Origin of the sequence: Glycomyces sp. NPDC047010 (assembly GCF_040644205.1) — a bacterium.
Classification (GTDB): domain Bacteria; phylum Actinomycetota; class Actinomycetes; order Mycobacteriales; family Micromonosporaceae; genus Glycomyces.
The window spans coordinates 66664-91376 of sequence record NZ_JBEYVY010000015.1 but is presented as its reverse complement, the minus strand read 5'-3'; the positions used below and the strand labels follow the sequence as shown (position 1 = coordinate 91376).

The following is a 24713-nucleotide window of genomic DNA, read 5'->3' as shown; positions in this document are numbered from 1 at the left end:
ACACCCAACTCCACACTCTTCCCAAACCCGACGATCTCCCTATCTGACCCCCTCGCGCTGCACAACCTCTCGGGGTTCTTTAAAACAATTCCACACCCGCAACCGGGCCCGGAGCAGCAGCTCCGGGCCCGATTCGCAACCCCACACCCATCAGTAGGATCTGCGCCTTGCGGCGCTGTCACCCTCAGGAGGATTCGATTTCCCCTTGGCCCGAACATTACGGACGGGCCCTTCACAGTCCCGGTGAGAACCATGAGAGGTTCATTTGAACCCGCGGGACTCCTAGCGCCCTACGGGGCGCGTCGGCTCCGGCGGGCCCGTGAGGCCGAGGTCCTTCTGCCAGATGCCCACGCCGTGCCAGCCGCCGTGCTTGAAGCCCGCGTCGCGGATGGTCCCCAGCAGCTCGAAGCCGAACCGCTTGTGGAGGGCCTCGCTGCCCGCGTTCGGCTGCGTGATCTGGGCCATGACGCTCCGGAAGCCCTGCGCCCCGAGGCGGTCCAGCAGCTCGGCGTACAGCTTCGAGCCGATCCCCAGGCCCTGGTGCTTGGGGGACACGTACACGGTGGACTCCGCGGTCCACGCGTACGCCTGCTTCGGGCGCCACGGGCTCGCGTACGCCAGCCCGGCCACGGCCCCGGCGGCCTCGGCCACCAGGTACGGGTACCGGTCCGCGCCCGCCGCCAGCTGCTCGGCCCACTCCTCGACCGGGTACGGCTCGGTCCGGAAGTTGCTGCTGGTCTCGGCGATGTAGTGGTTCACGATCGCGCAGATCGCGGGGACGTCCTCCGCCCGCGCGAAGCGCACGGCGACCACGTCGGTGCTGCTCATGGCGGAATGATAGCCAGCCGCGCGGCTAGGAGCCCAGGTCCGTCCCGCAGTCCGGGCGCCCGTCACGGGCGCCGTTCACCACACCGTCGACGGCCGCCACGCCACCATCGTCGGGCGCAGCCCGCCCGTCGCCCGGAAGTCCTCCACGGCCCGCGCCAGCGAGCTGAGCGCGATGTGCGCGTCCGGCGGGAACATGCTCGCGGTGTCCATGTCGCGGTACAGGCGGATCTGCGGCGCCCAGCGCTGGTCCGAGTACGAGACCCAGGCCCCCGGGCCGTAGTCCTCGCCCCCCGGGCCGTAATACGCCAGCGCGCCCACCTCGGTCTCGCGGTCCGCGATGATCTTCAGCCCGTGGTCGGGCCGCCCGCCGGGCGCGTACCCGGGGCGGTCGCGCACGAGCGCGGTCGCGACCTGCACCAGGTCCGCGGCGACGATCGTCGCGACGGCCGCCGCCACCCCGTCCGGGTCGTACGCGAGGAGGATCTGCGTGCCGTGGTCCCTGGTCTGGAGCCTGAACTCGGCGCAGTATCCGGCGACATGTGCGCCCGCGGGGCCAGCGCTCATGGGCGGTGCTCCTTCCGAGACAGGAGAGGCGGACGTGCGGGAGTGTGAATCGTGTTGGTATTCGACTCGGATCGCCATGGCGGACACCGCACCTCAGATTGTCGGAGTTTGTGAACGACAGTACGTGCGCGGTCAGGCGGTTTGTTCGATCAGTCGGGAAGTTGACAGAAAAGCACTGATATGCCGTGACAACCTGTCCATGCAAGTAGCAGATTCCATTCAGGAGCCGCCGCGCGGCCGCCGCCCGGACCGGCTCCCTGATCCGCGCGCCCGGAAGGCAAAATGGGGACCATGAGAGTGGAGCTGCTGGGACCGGTGCGGATCACCGGCGACGACGGCGCCGAGATCCCCGTCCCGGCCGGGCGCCAGCGCGTCCTCCTGGCCCGGCTCGCCCTCGACCCCGGCCGCCACGTCACCGCCGACGCCCTCATCGGCGCGCTCTGGCCCGACGAGGAGCCCGCGAACGCCGCTGGGGCCCTCCACACCCAGCTCTCCCGCCTCCGCCGCGTCCTCGGCGACCGCGTCGTCCACGGCCCCGGCGGCTACCGCCTCACCGGCGTCGACACCGACGTCCAGGAATTCGACCGCACTGCGGCGCAAGCGGAAGCGGCCTCCAGAGAGGACTCCGCGAGTGCCGTCCGGGACCTCGCGGAGGCCGCACTCGCCCTGTGGCGCGGCCCCGCGCTGGCCGACCTCGAACGGCGCGGGTTCGCCGACGCGGCCATGGTGCGCCTCGACGTGCGCCGCGAAGCCGTCGCCGCACTCCACATCGAGGCCCGCCTGCGGCTCGACGGCGCCGACGCCGTCCTCGCCGACCTCGCGGCCCGCCACGCCGCCGACCCGCTCGGCGAACCCGACGCCGCCCGCTACATGCGCGCCCTCGCCGCCTCCGGCCGCCGCGCCGAGGCCCTCGCCGTCTACGACCAGGTCCGCACCAAGCTCGCCGACGACCTCGGCGTCGACCCCTCCCCGGTCCTCGGCGAAGCCCACCTGGACGTGCTGCGCGGCATCGAACCGGTCGTCCCCGAGTCCCAACCGAACCGCCTCCCGCAGCCCCTGACCGCGTGCATCGGCCGCGAGGCCGAACTCGCCGAGCTGCCCGCGCTCCTCGAACGCCACCGCCTCGTCACCCTCACCGGCCCCGGCGGCACCGGCAAGACCCGCCTCGCCGTCGAGGCCGCCCACCGGCTCGCCGCCTCCGGGCGGACCGTCCGCATGGTCGAGCTCGCGCCCGTCACCGACCCCGGGAAGCTCCCCGAAGTCGTCCTCGACGCCCTGGGCCTCACCGAGTCCGTGACCGCCCGCCGCAGCGACGACCCCGCGACCCGCCTCGTCGAGGCCCTCTGGGGCCGCGAGCTGGTCCTCGTCGCCGACAACTGCGAGCACGTCGTGGAGGCCGCCGCCGGGCTCATCGCGCACCTCCTCGCCCGCGTCCCCGCGCTCCGCGTCATCGCCACCAGCCGCGAGGCCCTCGGCATCACCGGGGAGACCGTCGTCGGCGTCGGCCCCCTCCCGCTGCCCGGGCGCGAGGCGCCCCTGGAGGAGGTCCGCGCCCACGACGCGGTGCGCCTCTTCGAGGAGCGCGCCCGCCAGAGCGACCCCGGCTTCACCGTCGACGCCGCCAACGCCGCGGCCGTCGTGGACGTCTGCACCGCACTCGACGGCCTCCCCCTCGCCATCGAGCTCGCCGCGGCCCGCCTGCGCGCCTTGAGCATCGACGACCTCGCCGCCCGCATCGGCGACCGCTTCGGGCTCCTCGCCCGCGGCCCCCGCACCGCCGAACCCCGCCAGCGGACGCTCCGCGCGGTGGTCGACTGGAGCTGGGACCTCCTCGAACCCCGCGAGCGCGAGGTCCTCGCCCGCATGTCGGTCTTCAACGGCTCTGCGGACCTCGACGCGGCCTGCGACGTGTGCTCCGCCGACGCCGACGACATCGCCGGGCTCGTGGAGAAGTCCCTCGTGCAGCGCCTCCCCGGCGGCCGCTACCGGCTCCTGGAGACCGTCCGCGAGTACGCCGCCGCGCGCCTCTCCGAAGCGGGCGAGACCGCCGAGCGCTACGAGCGACACGCCGCCCACTTCGCCGGCCTCGCCGCCGCGGCCGAACCCCACCTGATGCGCGCCGAGCAGGTCGAGTGGCTCGACCGCCTCGCCCTCGACCACGGCAACTTCACCGCCGCGATCCGCCGCATGATCGCCGCCGGGAACGCCACCGCCGCGTACCGCTCCGTCACGCCCCTGTCCTGGTACTGGTGGATGCGCGGCCACCGCCGCGAAGGCCAGGAGCTCGCCATGGAGGTGCGCGCCATGCAGGGGGAGGTGGACCCGCTGCGCCGCGCGGAGATCGTCCTCGCGGGCACCTGGGGCCTGTGGTCCGGCTGGCTCGACCCGGCCGCGGTCGGCGCCGACTTCGCCGAGGCCCAGGCCCTCTGCGAGGAGCACGGCCTCTACGACGCCGACCCGCTGCTGCTCATGATCCCGCTCATCCGCTCCCTCCTCGCGGACGACGAGGACGGCCTGCGCGCGATCATCGCCGCGCTCGACCCCGACCGCGACGCGTGGGTCCGCGGGATCGGCCTGCTGTTCGCGTCCGAGTACTCCGAGCGCGCCTCCGGTCCCGGCGCCGCGCTGGCGGACCTCGCGGAGGCGAACCGGATCTTCATGAAGCTGGGGGAGCGGTTCGGGCTCATCATCACGCTCCAGGGCCTCGCGGCGGGGCGGATGGCCGCGGACGACTACGAGGGGGCCCGCGCGCTCCTGATCCGGGCGCTCACCGCCGAGGCGGAGTTCGGGGCGGACCTCGCGGAGTCGGTGATCGTGGAGTACCTGTGGCGCCTGGACGCCCGGCACGGCGCCGAACCGGCGGCGGTCCTGGAGAAGATGCGGGAGCTGGCCGCGCGCGCCGAGCGGGTGGGGAACTCCGAGAACGTCATCGCCGCCCGCACCTCGGCCGCGATCTGCCTGCACCGCTTGGGAAGGCTCGAAGAGGCCCGCGACGAGCTCCTGTCGGCCGAGGCGGACCTGCCGCAGTTCCTGGACTTCTCTGAAGTGGCGGTGCACCTGTACCGGGAGCTCGCGAGGATCGCGCACGACGGCGGCGACCCGGACCTTGAGGCCCGGGCCGCCGCCATGCTCCACGACTCGAACTGGCCGTTCAGCTCGTGAGCTTCCTCCGGTAGGCCCGCAGGGACAGCGGCACGAACACCGCGAGGATCGCCGCGCACCAGCCGAGGAGCGCGAGGGCCTCGCCGCCGGGCGTCTCGCCCGCGAGCAGCACCCGCATGGTGTCGGCGAGCGCGGTGAGCGGGTTGACCCGCGCCCACCACTGGACCGGCTCGGGGAGCGTCTCGATCTCCACGAACATCGTGGACGTGTACGCCAGGGGCATGAGCAGGCTGACCATCCACGTCTGGATCTGTTCCTCGGACTTCGCGGTCAGCCCGACCAGGGCCATCGACCACGAGGACGCGAACAGGAACAGCAGCACCGCCGCGGCGGCGCCGGCGACGCCGAGCACGCCGCCGTCGGCCCGGTAGCCGATCGCGAAGGCGACGCCGCCGACGATGAGGAGCGCCCACAGGTGCTTGATCATGTCGGCCGCGACCCGCCCGGCCAGCAGCGCGAACCGCGACACGGGCATGGCGGTGAGCCGGTCGAACACGCCGGTCTTGATGTCGGCGAACAGGCCCAGCCCGGTGGAGACGATCGCGAAGAACAGGCCCATGGCGATGAGCGTCGGCCCCGCGTAGTCGAGGAACGCCTGCCAGCTGCCCATCATCTGCCCGCCCATGAAGAACGTGATGGACAGCAGGATCATCATCGGGATCATCAGGTAGTCCACGAGCTGCGCGGGCTGGTGCCTGATGGACGCGAGGGACCGGGCCGTCATCGACGCGGCCTGCGCGAGCGGGCCGCGCGTCGTGGTCCACGTGGTCGTGGTGGTCATGCCGCCACCTCCTCTTTCTGCTCGGCGCCGTGGCCCGTCAGGGTCAGGAACACCTCGTCCAATGTGGGCTCGTGGAGCCCGAACGCGGCCAGGTCCGTCCCGGCCTGCACGACCCGCGCCATGACCGCGGTGGCCTCGCCCGGGTGCGCCACGGGGACGGCGACCTCGTCGCCCTCGATGCGCGGGGCCGCGCCCACGGACCAGTTCGCGAGCTCCGCGAGCCGCCCTAGGGCCTCGGGCACTGCCGGGCGCATCCGCAGCACCAGGCCGCCGACGGCCTGCTTGAGCTGCGAGGGCGTGCCGGAGGCGATGACGCGGCCGGAGTCGATCACGGCGATCGAGTCGGCGAGCTGGTCGGCCTCTTCGAGGTACTGCGTGGTCAGCAGGACCGTGGTCCCCTCGGCGACGAGCTCGCGCACGACCTCCCACAGGCCGGTGCGGCTGTTGGGGTCGAGCCCGGTGGTCGGTTCGTCGAGGACGAGCACGTCGGGGCGGCGCACGATGGAGGCGGCCAGGTCGAGCCGCCGCCGCATGCCCCCGGAGTAGCCGCCCGCGGCCCGGTCGGCGGCGTGCGCGAGGTCGAACCGCTCGATGAGCTCGTGGGCGCGGGTCTTCGCCTGCGACCGCGAGGCGCCGAGGAGCCGGGCGATGAGGACGAGGTTCTGCGCGCCGGAGAGCCCGGTGTCGATCCCCGCGTACTGTCCGGTGAGGCCGAGGCGCTCGCGGACCTTCGCGGCGTCGCGCACCACGTCCAGTCCCAGGACCCGCGCGGTGCCCGCGTCGGGGACGGACAGGGTCGAGAGGACCCGCACGGCCGTGGTCTTCCCGGCCCCGTTGGGGCCGAGCAGCCCCAGGACGGTGCCGGGGGCCGCGCCGAGGTCCGCGCCGTCGAGGGCGCGGACCTCGCCGAAGGACTTCACCAGCCCCCGGACTTCGATCGCATACTTCATTGAAGGGCGCCTTTCTGGTATTCGGTGGGTGTGCGTCCACCTTGGCGCCCTTGCCTTTCACAGCCCTTTCACGCGGCTGTCACGGCGTGCGAAAGGGCCGCCCCGCGTGCGGGACGGCCCTTCCAGGTGCGGATCTAGCCCTTGATGGCGCCGGTGATGATCGCCTTCGTGAAGTGCTTCTGGATGAACGGGTACATGATGACGATCGGGACGATCGTGCAGACCACGACGGCCATCTTGAGCGCGGCGTCGGGCGCGGCCTCGGCCGCCTGGTACTGGCCCAGGTCGGCGCCGGGGATGCCCTGCGTGGACATGAGCATCCGCTGGAGCACCACCTGGATCGGCTGGGTCTCCAGGGCCGGGGTGTACAGGACCGCAGAGAAGTAGATGTTCCAGTAGCCGACCGCGTAGAACAGCGCGATGACCGCGAGGATCGCCTTCGACATCGGCAGCACGACCCGGAAGAGGATGCGGAACTCGCCCGCGCCGTCCATCTTCGCGGCGTCGATGAGCTCGCCCGGGACGCTGTTCATGAAGAACGCGCGCAGCACGATCAGGTTGAACGCGTTGAGCGCCATCGGGAGGATCAGCGACCAGTACGTGTTCAGCAGCCCGAGCTTCTGCACCACGATGAAGCTCGGGTACATGCCGGGCGCGAACAGGAACGTGAAGAGCACCAGCATGAGCAGCGGCCGGTGGAGCAGCGACCCGGGGCGCGAGAGCCCGTACGCGGCGCCGATCGTGAGGATCATGCTCAGGGCCGTGCCGCCCGCGGTGAGCAGGAGCGTCAGGATCAGCGAGTTGGTGAGCGCGCCGCCGCTGAAGATCTCCTCGTACGCGCGCAGGCTCACCTCGGTGGGGACGAGCAGCAGGTTGCCGCCCGCGCGCGCGAGCGCCTCCTCGCTGGCGAAGCTGGTCGCCACGACCGCCCAGATCGGGATGACGATGGCCGCGGCATAGCAGACCAGGAACAGCGCCTTGGTGGCCTTGCCGATCCAGGACGGCTCCTCGTCCCAGGCGGGGCGGGTGTTCTTGCGGCGGGGCTTGGCCCGGGTGTCGATGGCGGTCATGACTTCTGGTAGATCCCTTGCTCTCCGAGGCGGTGCGCGACGTTGTTGGCGACGAGGACGAGGATCAGGCCGATGACGCCCTTGAACAGGCCCGCCGCGGTGCCGAAGGACGGGCCCTCGGTGCCGATGACGCTGCGGTAGTAGACGAAGGTGTCGAGCACCTCGGTGGTCTGGAACCCGACGGCGTCGCGCTGGAGCTGGTACTGCTCGAAGCCGACGTTGAGGATGCCGCCGATGTGGAGGATCAGCAGGAGCACGATCACCGGCCGGATGCCCGGGAGGGTGATGTGCCACATGCGCCGCCACCGGTTCGCCCCGTCGACCGCGGCGGCCTCGTACAGGCTCGGGTTGATCGAGGCGAGGGCCGCGAGGAAGATGATCATGCCCCAGCCCGCGTCCTTCCAGGACCACTGGAGCCAGGCCAGGAACGTGAACGTGTCCGGGTCGGACATGATGTCGAGCCGCTCCCCGCCGAAGTCGAGGAGCCAGTTCGAGACCAGCCCGTCGGAGCCGAGGACCTGCACGAACACGGTCACCACGAGCACCCAGGAGAAGAAGTACGGCAGGTACACGATCGACTGGAAGACGCTGCGCACCTTCGTCGACACCACGCTGTGCATGATGAGCGCCAGGGCGATCGACAGCGGGAACAGGAACAGCAGGTTCGCGAACGAGTACTTCAGGGTGTTCAGCAGCGCCGGCACGAAGTACGGGTTGTCGAACAGGCGCCCGAACCAGTCCAGGCCCACGAACCGGTTCTCCCAGAACGGCCTGAACGTCTTGTAGTCCATGAACGCGATGATGTTCCAGGACGAGGGCCAGTAGAAGAACACCCCGAGCTGGGCCATCGCGGGGAGGGTCATCAGGAGCAGGGGCCAGTCGTGCCGGAGCCGCTGCGCCAGGGTCCGCTTGCGCTTGATGCGGGGCCGCTGGTCGGCCCGCCCGCCGGCCGGGGGCGCTGAGGTCTGAAGTGCTGCCATCGCTTGTGAGAGTCCAGTCGGTGAGTGCCGGTGCTGAGGTGGAAGGGAACAGGTGGCCGGGCGGGGACGGGAGGCGGCCCCGCCCGGCACGCGGCCTACTTGCCGTGCAGCTTCTCGTAAGCGGCGGTGTAGTGCTCGCGGGCGGCCTCGCCGCCGTTGTCCAGGAACGTCTGCACCATGTCAGGGATCGTCGACAGCTCGGCGCGGCCGAACGCGATGTCGTTCTGCTGGTCGAGCAGGGTCTGGGCGGCGGACTTGAAGTCGGCCGGGCCCTCGACGCGCATGCCTTCCCAGATGTTGACCTCGGCGAAGTCCTTCACCGACGCGTTGTACTCGAACTTGCGCTGGACGAAGTCCGGGTTGCCGGTCAGGAAGGTCTGCACCTGGCCCGACATGGTCTTGTAGTTGACGGGGGCCTGGACGGCGCCGGTGCCCTGCTCGGTGTAGACCGGCAGGCCGTCGTCGCCGTACGTGAAGTGCGTGCCCTCGACGCCGTAGTTGATGAGCTCGTACTCGGTGGTGCCGTAGGGCGCGGAGCAGAAGTTCATGACGTCGAGGAGCTCCTCGACCTGCTCCTGCTCCAGGTCCTTGCTCAGGAACGTCCAGCCGTCCACGCCGGTGTTGACGTAGCGGATGGGCTCGGCGCCGCCGGTCGAGATCGCGCCGATGGGCTCGATCGCGCCGACGGCGGTGCCGGTGAGCACCTGGTTGGTGTAGTCCGACCACCAGGACATGCCGTCCTGCGCCATGAGGATGGTGCCCGCGATGTGCAGGGCGTGGCCGTCCAGGGTCCCGGTCGGGGTGTCGGGGTGGACCAGCTTCTCGTCCCACACGGTGCGGCGGAAGGTGAGCCACTCGGTGTACTCGGGGCGCTCGGAGTTGTGGACGAGCTTGCCGTCGATGTACGCCCAGCCGTCGCCGGAGGCGAGGCCGAACCACTCGGGGCTCACGTAGTCGAGGTTGAGGAAGGCCCACTTGCCGTTCGCGTCGTCGGACCAGGCGCGGGCGACCTCTAGGACCTCCTCGACGGTGGTCGGCATCGCGAGGTTCGCGGCCTCCAGGAGGTCGGTGCGCACGAACACGCCGTTGCCCGGGCCGCCGGAGAAGTTGGAGGGGATGCCGAACACGCGGGCGGTCTCGGGGTCCTCGGGGTCGGTGGACCACACCGACTGGCCCCACGAGTTGGTGGCCTCGCCCGCGAGGAGCGGCCAGCGCTCGGAGATGTCGCCCTTCACGATGTCGGTCAGGTCGTAGAAGGTGTTGACCACCGTCTCCTGGAACGTCGGGTGGGCGTACAGCATCCAGCTGAAGATGTTGATGCCGTCGCCGAACTCGTTGGCGGCCAGCCACTGCACGGAGGTGTCGGCGAAGGTGTTGCCGTCGGCCTGGCGCAGGTTGACCTTGGTGCCGCCCCACGCCTCCTGGCAGGCGGCGAAGTACGGGTCGTCGGCCGACGGGGGAGTGCCCCACATGGCGACGGTGATCTCGTACTCGCCGGAGCCCTCGGCGGTCGTCTCGACGGCGGGGACCGGGTCGGGGTACGAGGTGAAGCCGGAGGGGTGGTTCGGCGGCTCGCCGACGAGGTCGGGCTGGACCGGAAGCGGGAACTCCTTGTACGTGGGCAGGAAGTCGAAGCCTTCCGTGGCCTGAGAGGTGCCGCCGCCCGATTCGATGTCGCCGCACGCGGCGATCAGGGGCAGGCCCGCGGCCCCGGCGGCGCCGAGACCGGCCACCTTGAACAGGGAGCGGCGCCGGAGGGGCGACCTGTCGGAGGGAGTAGCCACGTTGCTGTCCTTTCGGTCGAACTGCGTTGTGAGGGTTTTCGGGGGGTGTAGCCGGTAATTAGTTCGGCTATTCGATAAACTAAAGTAGCGCACGGTGGCAGGCCCCACAAGCGGGGGGTCAGGCGAAACGGGCGCGGATTGATCACGATTCGGGAACGGGCCTTGTAGTTGAACGTGCACATAGACCACTGTCAGGGACTGCCCGACGACCGCTTGTCGCCATCCACGACAATGCCCATCGACACCGGCTTCGGCGACGATGGGCCACGAGCTCGCAACAGGAGGACAACATGGCGATGCGGATAGCGGCGAAGTCCGCCGGTCCGGGCGATGCCGAGGAGGAGCCCGGCCGCGCCAAGCGGGCCGACTTCACCGACGTGCGCGCCAACAACCTCGGCTTCGTCCTCCGCCAGGTCCGGGCCGAGGGCCGGTGCTCCCGCGCCGACCTCGCCGCCAAGACCGGCCTGAACAAGGCCACGGTCTCCTCGCTCGTCGCCGAGCTCATCGAGCGCCGCGTCCTGCGCGAGTCCGGCTCGGTCATCGGCAACATCGGCCGCCCCGCGGTCCTGCTGTCCGTCGACACCGGCTACTACGCCTCGCTCGGCGTCGAGGTGAACGTGGACTACATGACCCTCGTGGCCGTGGACCTCGCCGGGAACCGCCTCCTGTCCTGGCGCCGCGCCCACGACGGCGCGGGCGCCACCCCCGGCAAGTCGGTCTCGGCGCTCGCGGGCCTCGCCAAGCGCGCGGTCGACCGCATGGACTCCGAGGGCCGCCAGATCCTCGGCCTCGCGGTGGCCGTCCCCGGCATGATCGACAACGACGGCGTCGTGCAGCGCGCCCCGATGCTCGGCTGGTCCGACTTCGACCTGACGGGCCGCCTGCGCCAGGCCATGCGCGACCCGAAGTACGCGGTCACCGCCGACAACGACGCGAACCTGGGTGCCGTCGCGGAGCAGCGCTTCGGGTCCTGGGCCGGGGTGTCCAACATGATCTACCTGACCGGTGAGATCGGACTCGGCGCGGGCCTCATCGTCGACGGCGAGCTGCGCAGGGGCGCTTCGGGTTTCGCGGGCGAGATCGGCAACCTCCTCATCGAGGTGGACGGCCGGATCGGCCGCGTCGAGGACGTCGCGGGCATCCGCGCGGTCCTCGGTGAACTGTCCGAGTCGGACGACATCGCCGGGACCGAGGTGGAGGCGGAGGTCGAGGACATCGTCACCCGCGCCCGCGCCGGCGAACCGCGCGTCACCGAGGCCCTGGACCGCATCGGCCGCTCCCTCGGCGCGGGCATCGCCCTCGCCGTGGACCTGCTCAACCCCGAGGCCGTGGTCCTCGGCGGCCACTACCAGGCGCTGAGCCCGTGGATCGGCCCCGCGGCCGAGACCGAGCTCGCGGCCCGCACCCACGCCTCGGGCGCGGGCGGGGCCGAGATCGTCGTCTCGGCGCTCGGCCACGAGGCCCCGGCCCTGGGCGCCGCCACCGGCATCCTGAACGACATCGACGCCGGGCTCATGCCCACCCCGCTCGGCCGCTGATCGTAGATCCTATTTCCTATAGGATCTACGATCCGGCCCGGCCGGTTGTTTCGGAACTGTTACCCCGTCCGTTTCCGCAGGTAGACCCTGACGGAAACGGACGAGAACCACCATACGTGCACGCTGCCGCGCCCCGTCCGCCTTGACCGGCGGGCGGGCCGGGGTGTAGAAATCTTGCATTCCTCAATCGAAGCGCTTCGACAAGCTTCTTCAATGAACGATCCGCATCCGGGTGGCACACCCTGACCGTCGAAGCGCTTCGATGACGCAAGACACAGCCAGCGACAGCGACGTCCAAGCAAGGAAGACCCTCATGACCGACCCGCGTCCCGCCTTCCGCGACCCCGCCCTCCCCCGCGAGGAGCGCGTCAGCGACCTCCTCGCCCGGCTGACCCTCGACGAGAAGATCGGCCTCCTGCACCAGTACCACCGGCCGGTCGAACGGCTCGGCATGGGCCCCTTCAAGACCGGGACCGAGGCCCTCCACGGCCTCGCATGGCTCGGCGAGGCCACCGTCTTCCCGCAGGTCGTCGCCCTCGGCGCCACCTGGAACCCCGAACTGGTCGAGCAGGTCGGCGCCGCCGTCGCCGACGAGGTCCTGGCCTTCAACCACGAGGACCCCGTCAAGGTCGGCCGCAACGTCTGGGCCCCCACCGTCAACCCCCTGCGCGACCCCCGCTGGGGCCGCAACGAGGAGGGCTACTCCGAGGACGCCTGGACGACCGGCGTCATGGGCGGCGCCTACGCGCGCGGCCTCAAGGGCGACAACGGCTCCGTGTGGAAGACCGCGCCCACCGTCAAGCACTTCCTCGCGTACGGCAACGAGGCCGGGCGCTGCGTCACCTCCTCGAACATGCCGCCGCGCGTCCTGCGCGAATACGAGTTCGCCGCCCACCGCCCGGCACTGGCGAGCGGCGACGCGGTCGCGGTCATGCTCTCGTACAACCTCGTCAACGGCCGCCCCGCGCACGTGACGCCCCTGGTGAACACCGAGCTGCGCACCTGGACCGACGACGAGGTCTTCGTCGTCTCGGACGCTTACGCGCCCAACAACCTCGCGCAGCTCCAGGGCTACTTCGAGGACCTCCCCACCGCGTACGCCGCCGCCGTCAAGGCCGGCCTCGACTCCTTCACCCAGGACGACGACCGCGCCGAAGGCGTCCTCGCCCACCTCGTCACCGCGCTCGACCGCGGCCTCCTCGACGAGTCCGACATCGACACCGCCGTGCGCCGCAACCTGTTCGTGCGCTTCGGCCTCGGCGAGTTCGACCCCGAGGACCCGTACGCGCACATCGGCCGCGAAGCGGTGAACTCCCCTGAGCACCAGGCGCTTGCGCGCGAGGCCGCCACGCAGTCGGTCACGCTCCTCCAGAACGACGGCATCCTGCCCCTCGGCTCGCCGAAGAAGATCGCCGTCATCGGCCCGCTCGCCGACGTCCAGATGCAGGACTGGTACTCCGGCACGCTCCCGTACTCCGTGACCGCACGCCAGGCCCTCGCCGAACGCGCCGAGGTGGTCTACAGCGAGGGTGTCGACCGCATCCGCCTGCGCTACAACAAGGGCTACGTCACCGCGTCCGCCGACGGCGCCGAGCTGACGATCACCGACACGCTCGGCGCGGCCGCCCAGTTCGACGTCTTCGACTGGGGCGGCTGGTCCTACACGTTCCGCTCCGCGGCCACCGGCAAGTACCTGGACGGGCGCCTCGACGGCACGGTCGGCGCCGACTCGCCCGGGCCCCACGAGTTCGACGTCCACGAGACCTTCCGTTTCATCGACGTCGAGGGCGGCAAGATCGCGATCAAGCACCTCCACCGGCCCGACGGGGCCGAGGACGGCAAGTGGCTCGGCGTCGCCGACAACCGGCTCACCCTGGTGGACAACCAGTCCGAGGCCGCCGCGTTCGACATCGACAACGTGGTCCGCGCCCACGACACCGCCGCCGAGCTCGCCCGCGGCGCCGACGTCGCCGTCGTCGTCCTCGGCGACCACCCGCTCGTCAACGGCCGCGAGACCGAGGACCGCACCGACCTCAACCTCCCGAACAGCCAGGAGTGGCTCCTGCGCCGGGTCGTCGAGGCCAACCCGAATACCATCCTTGTCATGTCCTCCTCCTACCCCTACGCCGCGAACTGGGCCGCCAAGCACGTGCCCGCGGTCTTGTGGTCGGGGCACGGGGGGCAGGAGTGGGGCAACGCGCTCGCCGACGTGCTGTTCGGCGACCGCGACGCCGAGGGCCGCCTGCCGCAGACCTGGTACACCGACGCCGCCGAGCTGCCCGTGATGCTCGACTACGACATCGTGGCCTCCGACGCGACCTACCTGTACTACCTCGGCCAGCCGCTCTACCCGTTCGGCCACGGCCTGTCCTATGCGGACTTCACGTACGCGGACCTGAAGGTGGACAAGGACCACGCGGGCTCCGGCGACGACCTCAAGGTCACCGTGGACGTCACCAACGCCTCCGGGCGCGACGGCGTCGAAGTGGTCCAGCTGTACTCGCACCAGTGCGGCTCGCGCGTCAAGCAGCCGCTGCGCCAGCTCCGCGGCTTCCAGAAGGTGCGCCTCGCCGCGGGCGAGACCCGCGCCGTCGAGTTCACCGTGGCCGTGGACGACCTCGCCCACTGGGACAACACGACCGGCCGCATGATCGTCGAGAAGAGCCGCCAGCGCCTCATGGTCGGCCGCTCCGCCGCGAACATCGTCCTGTCCGCGTCGGTCCGCATCGACGGCGTCCAGGTCGGCCCCCGCGACCTTGCGCAGCCCCTCTCCGCCGCTTCCAACGACGCCTACGCGGGCGTACTGTGGCGCGACGAGACCCGCGCCTCCGGCGACGTGATCGCCGCCGAGGAGGCGGGAGGCTGGATCATGCTGGGGGACTGCGACTTCGAGCCCGGCTACACGACGGTGACCGCGCGCGTCGCGGGCCACGCCTCGCAGCTGCAACTGCGCGTGGACGACCCGCTCGACGGGGACGTGCTCGCGAAGATCGACACGCCCGCCACGGGCGGCGTCTACGACTACACCGACGTGACGGTGGAGTTCACCGGCGCCGAAGGGGTCAAGGACCTGTACGTGACGTTCGAGTCCGGCCCGGTCCGCCTGGCGTCGCTCCGCTTCGGAACGGAATCGTAGTGGCGGGCCCTGGCCGCGGCGTCACCATCGCCGACGTGGCCGCCCGAGCCGGGGTCGCCGCCTCCACAGTGTCCTATGTGATCTCGGGGAAGCGGTCGATCTCGCCGGAGACCGCCGACCGCGTCATGCAGGCGGTCGCCGACCTCGGCTACCACCCGCACGCGGGGGCGCGCTCGCTCGCCTCCCGGCGGGCCGGGGTCGTCGCGATGATGCTCCCGCTGCGCGACGGCATGCACCTGCCGGTGCTCATGCAGTTCGCCTCGGGCGCGGTCACCGAGGCCCGCCGCCACGACCAGGACGTGCTGCTCATGACCGCCGACGAGGGGCCCGCGGGCCTGGCCCGCGTGGCCGCCTCGGCGATCGTGGACGGCCTCATCCTCATGGACGTGGAGGTCCGCGACCCGCGCGTGGAGACCCTGCGCCGCCTGGGACTCCCCAGCGTCCTCATCGGATTCCCCGCCGACGCCGAGGGCCTCACGTGCGTGGACCTCGACTTCACCGCCGCGGGCCGCGTCTGCGCCGACTACCTCAGCGACCGCGGCTGCGGCACCATCGCGCTCCTCGGGGCCTCCGAGGCGGTCTACGCCCGCCGCACCGGCTTCGCCGAGCGCGTGCGCGAGGGCTTCCTCGGCCGCTCGGGCCCCGCGCTCGTGCAGCCGTGCCCCGACGACCCGGTCTCGGTGCAGCGCACCGTGAAGGAGCTCCTCGCGTCCCACCCGGACCTCACCGGCCTGGCCGTCCACAACGAGCCCGCGGTCGGACACGTCATGCACGCGCTCGCCGACGCCGGGAAGCGCGTGGGGGAGGACTTCCACGTGGTCGTCATCGGCCCCGACGAGGTCGCCGAGCGGGTCCACCCGCAGCTCCCGTCGGTGCTCGTGCCCGCCGAGACGCTCGCCGAGACCGCGGTGCGCCACCTCATGCGCAAGCTCGACGGCCTCGACGTCCCGGACTCGACGCTCGTCGAGCCGCAGCTCACCATCCGCTAAGGCGCACAACGCAGAACGGCGGCCCGGGGAGGGAGGTCCCCGGGCCGCCGTCTTCCTATCAAGGAGAGTGCGGTCTGCGTCGGGCTAGCCGACGTCGAGCCCCTGCTCCTGGAGCCAGGCCAGGGAGTCGACCTTCTCGTCGTCGATGAGCACCTCGAAGTGCAGGTGCGGGCCGGTCGAGTTGCCGGTGGTCCCGGCCAGGATCAGGGCGTCGCCCTTCCCGACCTCGTCGCCCACGCTCACGAGCACCTCGGAGGCGTGCGCGTAGCGGGTCTGGACCCCGTTCCCGTGGTCCACGTAGACCACGTTGCCGTAGCCGCCGGCCTCGTAGCCGACGTACGTGACGGTGCCGGCGCCCACGGAGACGATCTCGTCGCCCTCGTTGTTGCCGAAGTCGGTGCCGCCGTGCAGGGAGCCGTTGCGCATCCCGAAGTACGACGTGATCGACGCGGTGGACGGGAGCGTCCACGGGTTCGCCGCGGCCTCGGCCTCGGCCGCCGCAGCGGCCTCCGCCTCGGCGGCCGCCTGCGCCTCCGCCTCGGCTGCCGCCGCGGCCTCGGCTTCGGCGGCGGCCTTCGCGTCCGCCTCGGCCTGCGCCTGGGCCTGTGCCTCGGTCTGCTCGGCGGCGTAGTCAGCGGCCATGCCGGCGAGGACGTCGTCCACCTTCCAGTCGGCCTGGACCACGGTGGCCTCCATGTCGACCTCGGCGTCGGCGGCCTGCGCGGCCGCCTGGCCCGAGAGGGCCGACACCACCCAGCCGGTGACGATCGCCGCCGCCAGACCCCCGGACACGAAACGCCAGGTGTGACGTTCGCGACGGATGCGGCGGCGCCGGATCACGGCGCGGAGTCGGCGGCTGGTCAGTTCGCGTCCTGCGTTCTCGCAGGTGTCGTCATGCTTGCCCATAAGACCGGGAAACCTACCGGATCCAATCCGGACAAACCCGGCTCGACCAGCGAAACTACACCCGAACTGGTCCCCTTGCGGACCAGGTCGGCACCGGGGGGCGGCCGCACCTCCTCCGAAAGGAGGAGGCCCCTCACGGAACGTGAACACCCCCTCGCAAAAAGTGTCTTCGCTTATATCGGCGCGACCGTGACGCAGACCGCCGCCTAAACTTGGAAAGCCTGCGGCCAATCGGCCCGAATTTCTTCTGAGGAGTGCCCCATGATCACCGCCACCGGTCTTGAGCTGCGCGCCGGATCGCGCATCCTCGTGTCCGGGGCCGATCTGCGGGTCCAGCCCGGCGACAGGATCGGACTCGTGGGGCGCAACGGCGCCGGCAAGACCACCACCATGAACGTCCTCGCGGGCCTCACCCAGCCCTACACCGGCAAGATCGACAGCAACGGCCCCTTCGGGTACCTCCCGCAGGACCCCCGCTTCGCCGACCTCACCCAGACCGCGAGCAACCGCGTCCTCTCCGCCCGCGGCCTCGACCAGCTCCTCGCCGACCTCGCCAAAGCCGAGGTCGAACTCGCCGAGGTCGCCGACGACGCCCAGCGCGACAAGCTCGTGCGCCGCTACTCCCGCCTCGAAGAGCAGTTCTCCGCCCGCGGCGGCTACCAGGCCGAGTCCGAGGCCGCCCGCATCTGCTCCAAGCTCGGCCTCGAAGACCGCATCCTCGCCCAGCCCCTGGAGACCCTCTCCGGCGGCCAGCGCCGCCGCGTCGAGCTCGCCCGCATCCTCTTCTCCGACGACGGCGACGGCATCCTCCTCCTCGACGAGCCCACCAACCACCTCGACGCCGACTCCATCAGCTGGCTCCGCGGCTTCCTCGCCGGGCACAAGGGCGGCCTCGTCCTCATCACCCACGACGTCGAACTCCTCGACGAGGTCGTCAACACCGTGTGGTTCCTCGACCCCACCCGCTCGGTCATCGACCAGTACAACCTCGGCTGGAAGGCGTACCAGCGCCAGCGCGCCGAGGACGCCGAACGGCGCCGCCGCGAGCGCGCCAACGCCGAGAAGAAGGCCGCCACCCTCACCAAGCAGGCCGCCAAGCTCGGCGCCAAGGCCACCAAGGCCAAGGCCGCCAAGGGCATGCTCCGCCGCGCCGAGGCCATGATCGACAACCTCGAAGAGGACCTGCTCCAGGAGAAGGTCGCCGACGTGCGCCTCCCGCAGCCCGCCCCCTGCGGCAAGGTCCCGCTCACCGCGTCCGGCCTCTCCAAGTCCTACGGCTCGCTGGAGATCTTCACCGGCGTCGACCTCGCCATCGACCGCGGCTCCCGCGTCGTCATCCTCGGCCTCAACGGCGCCGGGAAGACCACGCTCCTGCGGATGCTCGCCGGGACCCTCGAACCCGACACCGGCGAGGTCGAGCCCGGCTACGGCCTGCGCATCGGCTACTTCGCGCAGGAGCACGACACGCTCGACCACACCGGCACCGTCCTGGAGCAGATGCAGTCCGCCGCGTCCGATTCCGGCGCCGACCTGCCCGACTCGGAGCTGCGCAAGATCCTCGGTGCGTTCCTGTTCCCCGGCGACGACGTCCACAAGCCCGTGCACGTCCTCTCCGGCGGCGAGAAGACCCGTCTGGCGCTGGCGAGCCTGGTCTGCTCGGGTGCGAACGTGCTGCTCCTGGACGAGCCCACGAACAACCTCGACCCGGCGAGCCGCCAGCAGGTGCTCGACGCGGTCGACGGCTTCTCGGGCGCGATCGTCATGGTCACGCACGACCCGGGCGCGGTCGAGGCCCTGCGTCCGGAGCGGGCGATCCTGCTGCCCGACGGCGACGAGGACCTGTGGTCCGACGACCTGATGGAGCTCGTCGAGCTGGCGTAAGGCCCCGTTCAGCCGGAGGCCCTGCTCAACCGGAGTACATGAGCACGATCGCGGCGCACGCGCCCGCGGCCGCGCTGATGATCGGGGCGCGCACCGAGTGCTTCCGGTCGCCCCGCGCGGTCGCGGCAACGATGAGCCACGGGCACAGGGCGATCCAGCCGTACTCGGGGTGCTCGGGGTTCGAGCCGCTGAGCGGGGCGATCATGAGCGCCAGGAGCGGGCCGATCATGAGCGGCCACGCCGAGCTGGACCCGAAGCGGCGCAGGCTCTCCACGATCGCCGGGCCGCACGCGACGGCCACGAGCGCGGGCATGAGCGCTACCCACCACAGCTGGCCCGGGTGCGCGGCGATCTCGCCGATGGCCGCGTTGTAGGTGTCCACCAGGCCGTACGGCCACGAGGACCCGGTCATGGCGGCGAGGGCGAGGACCGCGAGGGCCGCGCCCGCCGACACGAGGATCTGCCCGGGGCGGCGGCGCGCGAAGTACAGGCACAGCAGCGACACCGCGAACCACGCGGCGCCGTACGACAGGAGTGCCGCGATCCCGAGGAGGCCGCCCGCGGCGGCCGCGCCCCAGAACGCGTCCCAGCCCTTGACGTGCCGCTCGGAGGCGACCGCCCCGGCCGCGAGGACCGCGGCGCACGCGGCGGCGGCGATCCCGTCGATGCCGAGCGTCGCCCAGGCCGCCCACGGCCCGAGGACGAGCACCGGCGCGAGCGCGCGGGCCGCCACGGGGCCGGACACGGACTTGACCGCGACGAGCACCAGCGGCACCGACAGGCACGACAGCGCGATGACCGTGATGGCAAGGCCCGCTTCGGAACCGGTGTACGAGACGAGGAGCGCGACGGCGCCGCGCGCGCCGTCGGTGGCCGTCGACATCGTCGTCGGGTCCACATTGGTGTGCAATGCGGCCGACCACGCGATGGAGGCCAGATAGGACAGCACCAGCAGCGTGTGCCACGACATCCGCACCGCCGCAGGGCGGCTCGCGACCCCGAGTACGGCCGCGGCCGCCAGGGGCGCCAGCACCATGCCGGGCGTGACCCGCAGCGACAGGCTCTGGGCCGGCCACCACGGGAGCGTCCGCGGACCGACCACTTCGGTCGTCGAGACCGCCACCGACGCCATCGTGAGCACGATCGCGGTGAGGCACAGCCAGATCCCGAGGTCGCGCAGGCGCGAATGGCGCCGCCGCGCCGGGGCGAGGGCGTCGACCCGGTCGGTGAATGAGGTCTGCGGTGCGGTCACCTCACGAAACTATCGGGTATCCGACAGAAACGTCCGCCGGGCGACAGAACTCCGGCAAACTTCACAACACACCTTCATCACCCTCCGTATCCGGGAAAGGACTCATGACCCCCGAATCCGTTCCTCCCCCCGAAGGCGCGCCCGCAGAACCCGGCGCGGCGAAGACCGATCCGAACCGGCAGGTCCGCGGCGACGAGCGCCGCGAGCTCACCGACCGCGTGACCGCGGCCTACGAGCAGGGCCGGAGCATCAGGGACATCGCTTCAACGATAGGCCGATCGTACGGTTTCACGCACCGTCTGCTGGCCGAAGCGGGAATCGACTTCCGCACCCGCGGCGGCGCCCGCAAGGGCGGCGGGAAATAACCCGGCCCCCTCCGGTTGTTGCACGTTCGGAAACGAACGACGAATCGGCCCAAGCCCCACCGGACTGCCGCGGACTGCCACCGACCTGACCGGACGACGAACGCACTTGGGCACTTGCACACGGGAGGCCCAGTGTCATCGATGGGACCCGCCGGTTGGGACGCCATGCGCTCGATGCGGCGCGCGGACGACCTCAAAGGCGTCACACTCACCCGCGGCGTGAAGCGCCGCATCCTGCGGTTCGCGCACCCTTACCGGCGCGACATCGCCCTGTTCATCGGGCTCGTCACGCTCATCGCCGCGATCGGCGTCGCCACGCCCGTCCTCGCCGGCGACATCGTCAACGAGCTCACCGGCGCCGGCGGCACCCAGGCGGGCGTCGTCAGGATCGCCGCGATCATCGCCGGGCTCGCCCTCGCCGAGGGCCTGCTCAACCTCGCCATGCGCTGGTACGGCGCGAAGCTCGGCGAGGGCATCATCTTCGACCTGCGCCGGGCCGTGTTCGACCACGTCCAGTCCCAGCCGGTCGCGTTCTTCACCCGCTCGCAGACCGGCGCGCTGGTGTCGCGGCTGAACAACGACGTCATGGGCGCCCAGCGGGCGTTCACGAGCACCCTCTCCGGGCTCGTCTCCAACGGCATCGCGGTCGCGCTCATCATCGGCGTCATGTTCTTCCAGTCCTGGCAGATCACCCTGCTGTCGCTGGTCCTCGTCCCGGTGTTCCTGGTGCCCGCCAAGTGGGTCGGCCGCAAGCTCGCGGCCCTCACCAAGGAGTCCTTCGACCTGAACGCGGCCATGAACACCCAGATGGCCGAGCGGTTCAACGTCGGCGGCGCGATGCTCGTGAAGCTCTTCGGCCGCCCCGACACCGAGTCTGCGGAGTTCGCCGGGAAGGCCGACCGCGTGCGCGGCATCGGCATCACCACCGCGATGTACGCGCGCACGTTCATCGTCGCGCTCACCCTCGTCGCGGGCCTCTCGCAGGCCCTCGCGTACGGCCTCGGCGGCGCGCTCGTGTTCGCCGGGCAGCTCAGCGCGGGCACCGTGGTGACGCTCGCGCTGCTGCTCACGCGCCTGTACGGGCCGCTCACGGCCCTGTCGAACGTGCGCGTCGACGTCATGAGCGCCCTCGTGTCCTTCCAGCGCGTCTTCGAGGTCCTCGACCTCAAGCCGCTCATCGAGGAGAAGCCCGACGCGCGCGAGCTGCCCGCGGGCGCCGCGTCGGTCAGTTTCCGCGACGTGCACTTCCGCTACCCGGGCGCCGACGAGGTCTCCCTCGCGAGCCTGGAGGACCTGGCCCGCCCCGACCGCTCCGACTCCGGCCGCGAGATCCTCCGCGGCGTCTCCTTCGACGTCGAGCCCGGCAAGCTCGTGGCCCTCGTCGGCCACTCGGGCGCCGGGAAGACCACCATGGCGGGCCTCGTGCCGCGCCTGTACGACGTCACCGGCGGCGCCGTCGAGGTCGGCGGCGTCGACGTGCGCGACCTCAAGGGCGAGTCCCTGGCGGCCAAGATCGGCATGGTCACCCAGGACGCGCACCTGTTCCACGACACCGTCCGCGAGAACCTCGCGTACGCCCGGCCCGAGTCCACCGACGAGGAGATCTGGGCGGCCCTGGACCGCGCGCAGATCGGCGACACCGTGCGCCGCCTCGAATCGGGGCTCGACACGGTCGTGGGGGAGCGCGGGTACCGGTTCTCCGGCGGCGAGAAGCAGCGCCTCGCGATCGCCCGGGTCCTGCTCAAGGCCCCGCCGATCGTCATCCTCGACGAGGCCACCGCCCACCTCGACTCCGAGTCCGAGGCCGCCGTCCAGCGCGCCCTCGACACGGCCCTGGAGGGCCGCACCTCGCTCGTCATCGCCCACCGGCTCTCCACCGTGCGCCGGGCCGACACGATCGTGGTCCTGGAGGACGGCGAGGTCGTCGAGTCCGGCACCCACGACGACCTGGTGGTCCGCGGCGGGCTGTACGCGGAGCTGTATAAGACCCAGTTCGAGGAGCGCAGCGGATCGGACCAGGAGCGCAGTGAGGACCGCTCCGAAGGGGTGGAAATCGGTCCGGACGGGCCGCTATCGACTGCCGCTTGAGTGACATGGGCCATATCTGCTCAGAGCGAAACCACATCGTCCCAGGTCAAAGCCTTACACGTGAGGACGAATTCAAACTGACGGGTTCCAATAAAGCAGGCGTACTGTAGGGTCCAAAGGCCGCTTCGGTTCAATATCCGCCGAAGCGGTGAAGCGCCAGCAATGGCGGCACACCTCAGACCATGACGCCGACGCCCCAGCTAGGTACCCCCTGGACCGGGACTGCGGCGGGTCTGAACATCAACATCGCAAGGAAATGCAGTAATGGCGCAAGGCACCGTTAAATGGTTCAACGCGGACAAGGGCTTCGGCTTCATCGCTCCTGACGGCGACGGTCCGGACATCTTCGTCCACTTCACCGCGATCACCGGGAACGGCTACCGCTCCCTCGAAGAGAACCAGCGCGTGGAGTTCGAGATCGAAGCCGGCAAGAAGGGCCCGCAGGCCGCAAACCTGCGCGCTCTGTAGGCAATCGAGCACGAAGCCGCTGCCCTTCACTGAGAAGGACAGCGGCTTCTGTGGTGTCCGGGGTCCTACCAGGGGTAGAACATCACCAGCTCCTCGATGTCGTCGGCGAAGTCGCCGGGGAGCTGGCGCTCGTCGATGACGTTCCCGTCCGGGTCCACGAGGTACTGCACCGCGGTGCCGTCCCCGTGCGTCAGGATCAGCATCGACCCGTCGTACAGGAACACGACCTGCCGGTCCTCGCCGTCCACGGGCAGTTCCAGCTCCTCACCGGTCGCGGTGTCCACGTAGGCGTCGCAGTACCGGCCGACCGTGTCGCCCTCCGCCTCGCCGTACTCGTCGAAGCACGCCTCGCCGTAGTCGGTGGAGATCCCCGTGTCGAGCCACTGCTCGTCCTCCAGGCTCGCTTCGAGTCCGGGCAGTTCCTGGGCGACCGACCCGTCAAGGTTGTAGACGGCGGTGCGGCCCGCCCACAGGTGCTCCCCGTCGGGGGCCCATTCGGAGGCGCAGAACAGGTCGTCGCCCGACTCGGCGACGGCGGTCAGCTCCCCGGTCGCGACGTCGAGCACGTAGGTCTTGGCGTCTTCGTAGACCGTGGGCTCGGTGAACAGGAGCTTGTCCGAATCCGGTGACCAGGCGATCTCACACTGGACCGGCTCGACCGAGAAGAACGGGAAGCCGTCCGTGAAGTTCGTGTCGTACCCGATCTCCATGTAGGCGGCGCCGCAGGAGTCGGTGCGGTCGACCGCGAACACCCGGTTCCCGTCGGGGGCGAGGTGGTAGACGTACTCGGCCTGGTTGTCGAGGCCGTCGGCCTCGCCGTCCTCGCCGAACCGCCAGGTCGACTCCATCCAGTCGTCGTTGGTGACGCGGTAGCCGAGGCTGTACGGCAGCTCGGTCATCTCCTGCTCGGTCCCGGAATCGCCCCGGTCGGGGAACTCGACGCCGAGGTCGTCCCAGTCCTGCGGGCGGATGCCGCAGCCGAACCGGATCTCCTCGTCCTCATCGCCGTAGCTTCCGACGTCGTCGGGGTCGGTGGTCGGGCCCTCGGCCGGACCCGGACCCGAGTCCGGGTCTCGTCCGTCGTCGAGCCAGGCGGCCGTGCCGGTCCCGGCGATGGCGAGGGCGGCGGCGATGCCGGCGGCGCCCGCCGCGATGCGCTTCCTGGAGATGCTGCGCGCCTTCCTGTAGGCGCCGGCGGCGAGGTCGCCTCCAGGCTCGGAGTGGTCGTCCCCGATGTCGTGGAGCAGCGAGCGGATCGACTCAGGCATTGCGCTCTCCCATCTGGCTGTTGAACTCGTGCTCCCATTGGGCGAGTTGGAGGTCCGCGTCCCCGAGCACGAGGTGGGGGAAGCGGGTGCGGAGGCTGCGCAGGCCGCGCTGGACGCGGGCCCGCAGCGTGGTCACGGGGCAGTCGAGGACGGCCGCGGCGGCGACCTCGGTCTGGTCCTCGAAGTAGCGCACCACGATCGCGGCCCGCTGGTTCGGCGGCAGCGACAGCAGGGCCGCGTGGACGGCCAGGCGCAGCGCAGTATCGGGTTCCCGCTCGGCCCGCTCGGGCACCGCGTCGACGGCGACCTCCGCGACCTTCGTGCGCCGCCAGCGGCTCACGTGCAGGTGGTACATGGTGCGCCGGGTGTACGCCTCGGCGTTCGCGGTGCGGTGCAGGCGTTTCCAGGCCCGCCAGGTGCGGGCCAGGGCGTCCTGCACGAGGTCCTCGGCGAGGCCCCGATCTCCAGTCAGGAGGTAGGCCGAGGCGCACAGCGACCGCGACCGGGCCCGCACGAAGTCCTCGAACTCGCTCTGCCGCGTCGGCGGCGCCCCTGGCGGGGCGGTCGGTTCGCTCACGTTCGATCCGTTCAGTGGAGTGGGTTTGGGTGGATACCTAGCAAGACGGGAATCCGCGCACCGCCGCGCATCATACGAACGGCCGACCATCCTCAGCCGAACGGACGATCCGGAAACCGATTGATG

At 71.0% G+C, this 24713-nt stretch carries 19 protein-coding genes; 8 read left to right on the top strand and 11 right to left on the bottom strand.

What is annotated here, in order from left to right:
- Positions 1-282: 282 nt before the first annotated feature.
- Together AB0A65_RS24835 and AB0A65_RS24830 are read right to left on the bottom strand one after the other, a co-directional pair.
- Positions 283-828 (bottom strand): N-acetyltransferase family protein, encoded by a 546-nt coding sequence (locus AB0A65_RS24835; protein WP_359954923.1) that lies wholly within the window; start codon positions 826-828, stop codon positions 283-285.
- Positions 829-903: 75 nt separating this feature from the next.
- Positions 904-1392, bottom strand: coding sequence for an Imm1 family immunity protein (locus AB0A65_RS24830; RefSeq protein ID WP_359954921.1), 489 nt, complete (start codon positions 1390-1392; stop codon positions 904-906).
- 291 nt (positions 1393-1683) lie between these two features.
- On the opposite strand from AB0A65_RS24830, the gene AB0A65_RS24825 reads away from it, so the two are divergent.
- Positions 1684-4554, top strand: coding sequence for a BTAD domain-containing putative transcriptional regulator (locus AB0A65_RS24825; RefSeq protein ID WP_359954919.1), 2871 nt, complete (start codon positions 1684-1686; stop codon positions 4552-4554).
- Here the strand turns inward: AB0A65_RS24825 and AB0A65_RS24820 are convergent.
- The 5 genes from AB0A65_RS24820 to AB0A65_RS24800 all read right to left on the bottom strand — a co-directional run bounded on the left by AB0A65_RS24820 (position 4544) and on the right by AB0A65_RS24800 (position 10119).
- Entirely contained in the window at positions 4544-5335 is a 792-nt protein-coding gene (locus AB0A65_RS24820; protein WP_359954917.1) for an ABC transporter permease, read from the bottom strand. The genes AB0A65_RS24825 and AB0A65_RS24820 overlap by 11 nt on opposite strands.
- Positions 5332-6285, bottom strand: coding sequence for an ATP-binding cassette domain-containing protein (locus AB0A65_RS24815; protein ID WP_359954915.1), 954 nt, complete (start codon positions 6283-6285; stop codon positions 5332-5334). Before AB0A65_RS24815 ends, AB0A65_RS24820 begins: the two co-directional genes overlap by 4 nt.
- Positions 6286-6419: 134 nt before the next feature.
- Positions 6420-7355, bottom strand: a complete 936-nt coding sequence (locus AB0A65_RS24810) for a carbohydrate ABC transporter permease (RefSeq protein WP_359954913.1) — start codon at positions 7353-7355, stop codon at positions 6420-6422.
- On the bottom strand, positions 7352-8335 hold the full coding sequence (locus AB0A65_RS24805) for an ABC transporter permease subunit (protein WP_359954911.1): 984 nt from the start codon (positions 8333-8335) through the stop codon (positions 7352-7354). The genes AB0A65_RS24810 and AB0A65_RS24805 overlap by 4 nt, the downstream gene beginning before the upstream one ends.
- Positions 8336-8430: 95 nt before the next feature.
- Positions 8431-10119: a hypothetical protein gene (locus AB0A65_RS24800; RefSeq protein WP_359954909.1), complete on the bottom strand. Its 1689-nt coding sequence runs from the start codon at positions 10117-10119 to the stop codon at positions 8431-8433.
- A 290-nt stretch (positions 10120-10409) separates the two neighbouring features.
- Between AB0A65_RS24800 and AB0A65_RS24795 the strand changes: the two genes are divergently transcribed.
- The 3 genes from AB0A65_RS24795 to AB0A65_RS24785 all read left to right on the top strand — a co-directional run bounded on the left by AB0A65_RS24795 (position 10410) and on the right by AB0A65_RS24785 (position 15782).
- Positions 10410-11657, top strand: coding sequence for an ROK family transcriptional regulator (locus tag AB0A65_RS24795; protein ID WP_359954907.1), 1248 nt, complete (start codon positions 10410-10412; stop codon positions 11655-11657).
- Between the two features lie 313 nt (positions 11658-11970).
- Positions 11971-14793 carry a glycoside hydrolase family 3 C-terminal domain-containing protein gene (locus AB0A65_RS24790; RefSeq protein WP_359954905.1) on the top strand — a complete coding sequence of 941 codons (2823 nt, stop codon included), beginning with the start codon at positions 11971-11973 and terminating at the stop codon, positions 14791-14793.
- Positions 14793-15782: a LacI family DNA-binding transcriptional regulator gene (locus AB0A65_RS24785; RefSeq protein ID WP_359954903.1), complete on the top strand. Its 990-nt coding sequence runs from the start codon at positions 14793-14795 to the stop codon at positions 15780-15782. The genes AB0A65_RS24790 and AB0A65_RS24785 overlap by 1 nt, the downstream gene beginning before the upstream one ends.
- 84 nt (positions 15783-15866) lie before the next feature.
- Here AB0A65_RS24785 and AB0A65_RS24780 read toward each other — a convergent pair whose 3' ends face one another.
- Entirely contained in the window at positions 15867-16688 is an 822-nt protein-coding gene (locus AB0A65_RS24780) for a M23 family metallopeptidase (protein WP_359954901.1), read from the bottom strand.
- A gap of 261 nt (positions 16689-16949) precedes the next feature.
- Between AB0A65_RS24780 and AB0A65_RS24775 the strand changes: the two genes are divergently transcribed.
- Complete coding sequence (locus tag AB0A65_RS24775) at positions 16950-18569, top strand: ABC-F family ATP-binding cassette domain-containing protein (RefSeq protein WP_359954900.1); 1620 nt, start codon at positions 16950-16952, stop codon at positions 18567-18569.
- A gap of 25 nt (positions 18570-18594) precedes the next feature.
- Here AB0A65_RS24775 and AB0A65_RS24770 read toward each other — a convergent pair whose 3' ends face one another.
- On the bottom strand, positions 18595-19821 hold the full coding sequence (locus AB0A65_RS24770; RefSeq protein ID WP_359954898.1) for a hypothetical protein: 1227 nt from the start codon (positions 19819-19821) through the stop codon (positions 18595-18597).
- Between the two features lie 104 nt (positions 19822-19925).
- On the opposite strand from AB0A65_RS24770, the gene AB0A65_RS24765 reads away from it, so the two are divergent.
- From AB0A65_RS24765 to AB0A65_RS24755, 3 genes are all read left to right on the top strand, one after another.
- Complete coding sequence (locus AB0A65_RS24765; RefSeq protein WP_359954896.1) at positions 19926-20186, top strand: helix-turn-helix domain-containing protein; 261 nt, start codon at positions 19926-19928, stop codon at positions 20184-20186.
- A 141-nt stretch (positions 20187-20327) separates the two neighbouring features.
- Positions 20328-22274: an ABC transporter ATP-binding protein gene (locus tag AB0A65_RS24760; protein WP_359954894.1), complete on the top strand. Its 1947-nt coding sequence runs from the start codon at positions 20328-20330 to the stop codon at positions 22272-22274.
- A gap of 264 nt (positions 22275-22538) precedes the next feature.
- Positions 22539-22742, top strand: coding sequence for a cold-shock protein (locus AB0A65_RS24755; protein WP_359954892.1), 204 nt, complete (start codon positions 22539-22541; stop codon positions 22740-22742).
- A gap of 65 nt (positions 22743-22807) precedes the next feature.
- On the opposite strand, the gene AB0A65_RS24750 is transcribed toward AB0A65_RS24755, so the two are convergent.
- A complete protein-coding gene (locus AB0A65_RS24750) occupies positions 22808-24010 on the bottom strand; it encodes a hypothetical protein (protein WP_359954890.1) in 1203 nt (400 codons plus the stop codon).
- On the bottom strand, positions 24003-24587 hold the full coding sequence (locus AB0A65_RS24745) for a SigE family RNA polymerase sigma factor (RefSeq protein WP_359954888.1): 585 nt from the start codon (positions 24585-24587) through the stop codon (positions 24003-24005). The genes AB0A65_RS24750 and AB0A65_RS24745 overlap by 8 nt, the downstream gene beginning before the upstream one ends.
- Between the last annotated feature and the right edge of the window lie 126 nt (positions 24588-24713).

What these genes read in the sequence shown, in the direction of transcription:
- AB0A65_RS24795 (WP_359954907.1), top strand. Translation starts at nt 10,410, where the DNA reads ATGGCGATGCGGATAGCGGCGAAGTCCGCCGGTCCGGGCGATGCCGAG.
- AB0A65_RS24835 (WP_359954923.1), bottom strand. Translation starts at nt 828, where the DNA reads ATGAGCAGCACCGACGTGGTCGCCGTGCGCTTCGCGCGGGCGGAGGAC.
- AB0A65_RS24760 (WP_359954894.1), top strand. Translation starts at nt 20,328, where the DNA reads ATGGGACCCGCCGGTTGGGACGCCATGCGCTCGATGCGGCGCGCGGAC.
- AB0A65_RS24805 (WP_359954911.1), bottom strand. Translation starts at nt 8,335, where the DNA reads ATGGCAGCACTTCAGACCTCAGCGCCCCCGGCCGGCGGGCGGGCCGAC.
- AB0A65_RS24815 (WP_359954915.1), bottom strand. Translation starts at nt 6,285, where the DNA reads ATGAAGTATGCGATCGAAGTCCGGGGGCTGGTGAAGTCCTTCGGCGAG.
- AB0A65_RS24825 (WP_359954919.1), top strand. Translation starts at nt 1,684, where the DNA reads ATGAGAGTGGAGCTGCTGGGACCGGTGCGGATCACCGGCGACGACGGC.
- AB0A65_RS24790 (WP_359954905.1), top strand. Translation starts at nt 11,971, where the DNA reads ATGACCGACCCGCGTCCCGCCTTCCGCGACCCCGCCCTCCCCCGCGAG.
- AB0A65_RS24820 (WP_359954917.1), bottom strand. Translation starts at nt 5,335, where the DNA reads ATGACCACCACGACCACGTGGACCACGACGCGCGGCCCGCTCGCGCAG.
- AB0A65_RS24780 (WP_359954901.1), bottom strand. Translation starts at nt 16,688, where the DNA reads ATGGGCAAGCATGACGACACCTGCGAGAACGCAGGACGCGAACTGACC.
- AB0A65_RS24810 (WP_359954913.1), bottom strand. Translation starts at nt 7,355, where the DNA reads ATGACCGCCATCGACACCCGGGCCAAGCCCCGCCGCAAGAACACCCGC.
- AB0A65_RS24750 (WP_359954890.1), bottom strand. Translation starts at nt 24,010, where the DNA reads ATGCCTGAGTCGATCCGCTCGCTGCTCCACGACATCGGGGACGACCAC.
- AB0A65_RS24775 (WP_359954900.1), top strand. Translation starts at nt 16,950, where the DNA reads ATGATCACCGCCACCGGTCTTGAGCTGCGCGCCGGATCGCGCATCCTC.
- AB0A65_RS24830 (WP_359954921.1), bottom strand. Translation starts at nt 1,392, where the DNA reads ATGAGCGCTGGCCCCGCGGGCGCACATGTCGCCGGATACTGCGCCGAG.
- AB0A65_RS24755 (WP_359954892.1), top strand. Translation starts at nt 22,539, where the DNA reads ATGGCGCAAGGCACCGTTAAATGGTTCAACGCGGACAAGGGCTTCGGC.
- AB0A65_RS24765 (WP_359954896.1), top strand. Translation starts at nt 19,926, where the DNA reads ATGACCCCCGAATCCGTTCCTCCCCCCGAAGGCGCGCCCGCAGAACCC.